The sequence below is a fragment of the Gemmatimonadota bacterium genome, from assembly GCA_026706845.1.
Taxonomy (GTDB): Bacteria; Latescibacterota; UBA2968; order UBA2968; family UBA2968; genus VXRD01.
The window spans coordinates 57,899-64,876 of the sequence record JAPOXY010000209.1 but is presented as its reverse complement, the minus strand read 5'-3'; the positions used below and the strand labels follow the sequence as shown (position 1 = coordinate 64,876).

Sequence of the window (6,978 nt, the reverse complement as noted above, 5' to 3'; positions counted from 1 at the left end):
CTGAAAGCACCGATGCTCGCGGGGGACCCTCCACCCACATCTACATGGTGAGCCAGGTTGGCAACATACCCCAGGCAAGTGTTGTTGTGGTACACGGGTGAAATGAGAGTGATGTCATTCAGATGTACGCCACCCAGATATGGGTCGTTGGCCAGGATGGCGTCGCCGGGACCCAGATTTTCAGCCCCGTATGCTTCCACCATCCTGGGGACAAGCAAGGACAGGGAGCCGAGGTGGACGGGCTGCGCGAAAGCCTGAGCGACGACCCGAACCCGGCTGTCAAAAAGGACACAGGAGAAGTCGGCTCGGGTTTTGATATTGGTGGAGTAGGCACTGCGGCGCAGGGCAATCGCCATTTCTTCCGTGGCTTCAGACAGAGCATTTCGGATGACCTCAAATCGGATGGGGTCGATCTGGTCAGCGTGTGGCATAGGCGTTCTTTCTGTATCAGTCCCAATTCTGGATGGAAGCGAGGGTGATCCAATATATATAATTTAGTGATGATCATTCCTATTTAATTCCGACGGAATACATCCGCTTTCGGAGAAAATGCCATGACATCATCCAGCGGAAAAATCGGTCGATTACAAATCGTATGTCCGAGGCTCTGCAAGTTCGCGCTCGTCGCCCCGGGGGCGTCAACATTGATCTGTTCCGCGCACCAATCGGCGAACATATGGGGTTCGCAATGAGGCGACTTTACGACAACCAGATCGAATTTCTTCGGATCCTGTCCGTGAGCGTAAAACCACGATCGGTCAAACAGGCTGACTGGCTTTGTACCGACCACAAGAGTATAATTATCCGCCTTGAGAACGGTGGTATTTCCCGAATTCCAATGCCAGCCGAAGGACTCGCTACGAAAAACGCCATCTGAAAGCAGGTGGACCCGGGCCTCTATTTCCAGTGGTTTGTACCTGGCCCTGTCGAACGCGCCGCCTACGGTAGTGCGGATGGTGGCGCCTATGCCCGCGTCGAAAGCTTTCTGGACGGCAGCGGGATCCACGACCGGTGCAAGGACCATCCCGGAATATCTCTGGCGCATCAGTTCTCGCACAATGGCATTGCTATCACCCGATGCACCGGAACTGGTCGCGTCGGCTGCATCCATCATGACGACTGTTCCAGAATCGACTTCTGCAGCGAGCCGGACGCTTTCTTCGAGACCCGTCAGAGGCACCTGCATCTTTTCGTGATGCTTCCAGAACCGGTTTGCCAGATCCACCGCGTATTGGGCGGCAGCGGCTTCATCGCCGTCCATGACAACGATACTATTTGTTCGAAGCTCCGGAACATCGGTGAACGGGTTTCCCCACATCACGCCCGCAGAAAGACCCGCTTCGCTGGCTTCGATCTGCTTCGCCAACTGAATACATTCGCGAATCGCCCCGGTCTCAGTAATCATTTCATCGCCACGCACCAGCGCCGGAATTTTGACTCTTGCAGTCACGGGGCGAATATTTCCATCCAGCATCTTGATCAACAGAAAGGCCGCACGCTTTCCGGTTTCAACAAAGTCGATATGCGGATAAGTGTGGTACGTGACGACGGAGTCACAATGCTCAAGCATCCGATCAGTGAGGATACCGTGCAGGTCCAGAGACACCACAATCGGAATCTGGTCACCGAGAATGCGGCGGGCTTCCTGTAGCAAGTAGCCTTCGGGATCATTTTCGCCCTCTGCCTGCATGGCACCGTGAAGCGAAAAATAAGCCCCATCCACCTCACCAGCATCCCGGATACTTTCGAGAAACTCATCGCTCAGGCGGTCAAATCCGCCTTTTGAAAGCACACCTCCAGACGTGTTCGCACATGCTCCGTATGTGGGCACGAGGTGAAGCGCCTCTTCTCGGTCTAAAATGCTCAGGGCACCGCCGACTTCGTGACCGACGCCGCGATGGAAATCGAGCATATCAGGCCCACGCACGATTCGAAAATCGCCGTACTGGCTGGGCACGGGATTAAACGTCGAGACTTCCTGCTTGCACTCTGCAATGATCACTCTATCCATGATTTTCTCCATAGGCGGCGCAGAGCGAATCAGGGCTCGACCCACACCGGGCTGGACCAGGCCATTTGACCGTCTTCTCGCATGAGGCGGCCATAATAGTAGTCCATGCCGCCCGAACCCCCGTCTTGCGTATCCCAGAGAATTTCGCATTCGCCGGGTTCAATCTTCTGGACGGTTTCGCCGTTCCGCACAATCTCAATAAGCGTAAAGGGGGACTCGCTGGCAGCTTCCAGACGGATCTGACGGGGGCCGTCGTGCCTGACGGTGGATCCCATAAAAGCACCACAGACTTCGAAACGGAGGTACACGCGGACATTCATGGTACCAAAAACGCGGCGATTCCACATGGCTTCGAATGCGGCTTCACGGGTGAGTTCCTTCGCCCAGAAACCCATGATGCCCTGCCGTGCGGTGAGGTGGGATTGCGCCATGTTTTGCAGGCTGGAAAGGTCGTCTCCTGGCCTTCCATCGTGGATGTCTCCGCTACCAATGATGCCGAATCGGTAGCCCAAGTTCAGAGCATCGATGACGTGCTGACCGTCTGTTTCACCGTCCTGAACCCGGATGGGATAGGGGTTGCCCTGGTGTTCGGCCCTTTCGCTGCATGCCCACACAGAGTGAATTTCTACAAGACGTTCCATTTCGGGATCGTGCCCCGCGTGCCATTTGACGCCCATCTGGGTATTGGCCGAATGGTGCGGGACGAGGAGGGCACCGTGCTCTCTGGCGGCTCGATAGAGACCTTCTAGGTCCTGATAGGGCGAGTCCGTAGCGCGAAGAATAGGACCGTAGTCTCCCGGGTAGTAAACGTTTCTGTGGCCAACTTCGAAATTGGTCCATTCAAGCGCCACGAGTGTGGCAAACCGGCCCGGTTCATAGTGGTCGTTTGCCACACTGACGAAGTAGTCCCACTGTCGATCTGTCAGGGCTTCGGCGTGATCGGTCATTGAAAACAGGTCCAGAAATCCTTCGTCGCGGGCAAAACCATAGACTTCCTCGGGAGAACGAATAGCGTCGCTAAAAATGGTGTGGGCGTGGGTGTCTCCCCAGAAAAGGCGTTCTGCCGGGGGGGCCTGACAGACGCGAATGGGATTGCTGCGGGCCTGCTTTCCATTGGCCGTAACGGTAATATAGTGGAAGCCTTCCCGAGTATAGCGAATTCCCGGTATGGCGGCAATAGGCCGACGGCCCCCTTCAAATGTATATGTGGCCGGTCCTTCATAGCCGTCACCGCCAGAGAGATCAATCGAACCCTCGAATTCGGGCAGGACGTTGTCCTTGAAAGCCAGTCCCCTTGGAGACAGGTTGTATCGGCTGCTCAGTTGAGGTTCAGTCTGGTTGAGAGGGAAGCATTCGGGAGGAATCTCCCGAACCTCTCCGAGCAGCTTGAGCTTCAGCTCAAACGGCTCGTCGATTCCGACCACAGATGGGGCCACGATAAAAAAACCTGATAAGTCCATTGAAACATCTCCTCTCTCAATACCAGTGAATCATGTGTCCTTGACCGGGAAACCAGATGATATCTACCGCAAAAGATATTCCCACACCGACGGCCCAACCGACAACCAGGCCCAGTGCAAAGGGCTGAAATCGCCTGTAGAGGACAACGCCTCCGATCTTCATAACCAGCGCCTTTACCAACCAGGCCAGAAAAATAGTGAAACCGATCCTCCGCATTGGCCAGGAGGTAGAAAGCGGAAAGCCGATCGGAGAAAGGGGCCACCCTGGAAACCTGTAACGCAGAAAGGTCAACAAGGCAGAGACAGCCACTCCGATCCCAAAGAAAAAAAGGCGATTCCAGTCCGTGGAAAAGGGCGTTCGGATTTTCGTGAGTGTGTCGATAAAAGGGACCTGACTTCCCAGACCGAATACCCATATGTTGAAGTTGTAGGCGCCCTGGCTGTATCCCAGATAGAAGGTAACCACTATGGAAATCACGACTCCAGCAATGATCGCACCACCCAGTGCCGACATCAGTCCTCGTCGAACCTGGGGAATTCGATCCGCGAGCTTGCCCATTTGCGTGAACGAAGGCATGAACATAGCTGCCCCCCGGGTAACGAGCATATAGGTGAATACCATGGCCGTCATACTTTCTGGAGGCATACCATATGACCCCAGAAGATATATGGTGGCCGACTGGCCCGTCACCGGTACGACGACATAAAGAAGGCCCGTCTCCGCTACGATACGGGCAACACCAAGGTATCCGACGAGAGTACAGAAAATCAGGACGATGGCCATCTTATAACTCATCCCCGCATGGTGCAGAAAACCGATCACATAGACGAGCCCGAAGACCAACCCGAAAATAGCTATGCGGTAGGACATCATTTCTTCTGAACGACCAGCCTGGGCGGAACGGAAGGCCTGGTAGAAGACTTGCTTGATGTGATTTCGCCCAACCCAGAGCCCCCAGAAGACGATAAAACACATCGCCCCCCAGCTTTGCCAACCCACTGCGGGATTTAGAGAGGACCAGGGATCACCACGGGTGCCTATGGTGTACCCAAATCGGTTGAAAACGCCGCTTTGTAAAATGAAAAGTAAAAAAAAGAACCAGGCACTGAACAGGGCCTCGAGATTGACGAAGAAGGCGAAGGCAAAGGCGAAAAAGCTGATGTGGAAATCAATCGTTGGAAAACCGGTTGCAAAGGTAAACCACTGAGGCAAGAGCGGGAAAGCGGGAATACCGGGCATGAAGTAGCCTGGGATATTCCAGCAAACGATGCCACAAGAAACCGCGAATCCACCCCAGAAAATGCGGCCGTGCATATATTCCGGCAACCAACCCACAGCCCGCGACCTCATTGCCATATCGATCCCTACCCCGATGATGGGATAATCGAGGCGTTCGTAATCAGTCCATTGTTTTCTCAAGCATACGACAATACAGGCCGAGACCAGGGCAATACCCCCGGCAAAACTCAGCCACCAGAGAAGAGGACCAATCCAGACCTGCCAGGGAATCCGCATACCACCGGGCAATCCCTCAAAGAGATACCGCATGGAATCGCCGGAGTTCGATGGTGCCATCCAATCGGGAATGTAGGGATGAAAATAGATACCCCACCCGTTTTCCGGCGTCGCCAGATAATACGGCGTCGCCAGAATACCGAGAACATATCCGATGAATCCATTGGTGGGCACGACACTGCCGACCAGCCCCATGCTCATTACTGTTGCCAATTCCGAAGGTGCAAGCGCAAACCGGGGGCCAAATACTCTTCCGGACACAGCGGAAAAGACGGTCAACAATAAAAAAAGAATAAAGTTGACCATCGGAAAATGGCTCAGGTTCCAGGTTGAAGAATGTATGATGTAGTCGGACCAGGTCACCCAGAAGTTGGCCAGACCAGCAAAGCAAAGCCCAATGAGTACCGAGCGAAGGGTCAACCCTCTATCTCGAGAAGAGTCGGGCACTTGATCTCGACGGTCGCGTGGAGTTTCTAATGTTTGGGACACGTGATCACACTTAATTTGAATTCACCATCTATCGAAGTTCGATGTCTTCCACATCCGGCACGGCTACAGTGTCTTCGTGTATGGGCTGGACGGCCTGGCCCCATGCCGAAATGGCACGATAATCCCGATCCAGAATAGCTGTTTCACTAATGATATCTGCGGGATCCCAATCTTCGTAGAGGCGTTTCAAGAGCTTCTCTCGCACATCCTGGTAGCGCGTGTCCAGTCCCAGATCATTGAGTTCTCCGGGATCTTCTTCCAGGTTAAAGAGCACTGGAGGGGTGGGTTCGTTGTACTTGTAGAGCTTCCATGCTCCCTTGCGGATCATGCGAGAAGGCACTTCGTTGGCTTCCCAGAGATGTTCACTGAAAGTTTCATCGGCCCAGTTCGGATCGTTTTCTCCGCACATCTGGGGCCACAGCGAACGTCCATCGGTAGCAGGCATTGGAGGAGCGCCAGCCATCTCGATCAGGGTCGGTCCAATATCCATGAGGTTGCAGATGCTATCGCTGATTCCACCCGCGGGGATAACCCCGGGCAAACGGGCAATGAGGGGCACGGAAACAGATGCTTCGTAGTAGTTGCTTTTGGACCACAGTCCGTGTTCTCCGGCCATTTCGCCGTGGTCAGAGCAGTAGATGACCAGCGTGTTTTCAGCCAGCCCCGTCTCATCCAGCTTCTGGAGCATCTGGCCGACGATGCTGTCAAAATACTCGCACATGGCAAAATAGGCTACTCGGGCCACGCGGATGCGTTCTTCGGGCAGCGGATGATCGAGGTCTCGCAGGCGTTTCAGCTTGCGGATAGCCGCTGGTGCTCTCTGTGCCTCTTCAGGCGTTGGCTGAGGAACATCTACCCGGTCGTAATAATATTCGAAAAGTTCCTTTGTAGCGGCGATATAGGGGCAGTGCGGAAGAACAAAGCCAGCCACAGCGGCAAAGGGACGATCTCTCCCATCATGGGCCTTCTCGTCCAAATAATCAAGGGCAGACGCAACGACCATGTCATCATACGCCTGATAGGTACACATCCCATAACCGGCATATTCTACGCTCACGCGGCTCTGCCCAGATACACCCAGAGGCATTTTGCGAAACAGGGGAGCGCCCTGCAAAGAAACACCGGGGTGATGTGCGCCCCATTCGCCAATGGGCCGTCGCTCAAATCCGTGCCGCTGATCCGATCCAACAAAGTGCATGCGTCCAATCAGGGCAGTTTCATAGCCGGCTGCACCCAGGCCATGTGCCCAGGTGGGGATGGCAGAAGAGAGGATATGGCTATTTGTCCAGACGCGGTTCGCGGTGGGCGTTCTGGATGTCATAAAAGCCATCCGGCTGGGAACGCAAAGCGGCGCTGCGCAATAGGCGTTGTTGAACCGTATGCCTTCGGCAGCAAGCCGGTCCATATGTGGGGTTCGAACCACTTCATCGCCATAACATCCGATGTGAAATTTGCTGTGTTGATCGGACATGATCACCAGAATATTGGGTCTATCTGCCATA

General features: G+C 54.4%; 5 protein-coding genes. All 5 read right to left on the bottom strand.

Annotation, left to right across the window (positions count from 1 at the left end; genetic code table 11):
• A partial coding sequence (locus tag OXG87_19130) for a hydantoinase B/oxoprolinase family protein (protein ID MCY3871667.1) occupies positions 1-431 on the bottom strand: 431 nt, incomplete at its 3' end.
• Positions 432-514: 83 nt separating this feature from the next.
• Positions 515-2,011, bottom strand: coding sequence for a M81 family metallopeptidase (locus OXG87_19125; protein MCY3871666.1), 1,497 nt, complete (start codon positions 2,009-2,011; stop codon positions 515-517).
• Between the two features lie 29 nt (positions 2,012-2,040).
• Positions 2,041-3,471 carry a CehA/McbA family metallohydrolase gene (locus OXG87_19120; GenBank protein ID MCY3871665.1) on the bottom strand — a complete coding sequence of 477 codons (1,431 nt, stop codon included), beginning with the start codon at positions 3,469-3,471 and terminating at the stop codon, positions 2,041-2,043.
• A 16-nt stretch (positions 3,472-3,487) separates the two neighbouring features.
• Entirely contained in the window at positions 3,488-5,476 is a 1,989-nt protein-coding gene (locus tag OXG87_19115) for a hypothetical protein (protein ID MCY3871664.1), read from the bottom strand.
• A gap of 28 nt (positions 5,477-5,504) precedes the next feature.
• Positions 5,505-6,977: a sulfatase-like hydrolase/transferase gene (locus OXG87_19110; protein MCY3871663.1), complete on the bottom strand. Its 1,473-nt coding sequence runs from the start codon at positions 6,975-6,977 to the stop codon at positions 5,505-5,507.
• Between the last annotated feature and the right edge of the window lies 1 nt (position 6,978).

Bases quoted from the DNA above. Each gene is read 5' to 3' on its own strand.
- OXG87_19125 (MCY3871666.1), bottom strand. From the start codon at position 2,011: ATGGATAGAGTGATCATTGCAGAGTGCAAGCAGGAAGTCTCGACGTTT.
- OXG87_19120 (MCY3871665.1), bottom strand. From the start codon at position 3,471: ATGGACTTATCAGGTTTTTTTATCGTGGCCCCATCTGTGGTCGGAATC.
- OXG87_19110 (MCY3871663.1), bottom strand. From the start codon at position 6,977: ATGGCAGATAGACCCAATATTCTGGTGATCATGTCCGATCAACACAGC.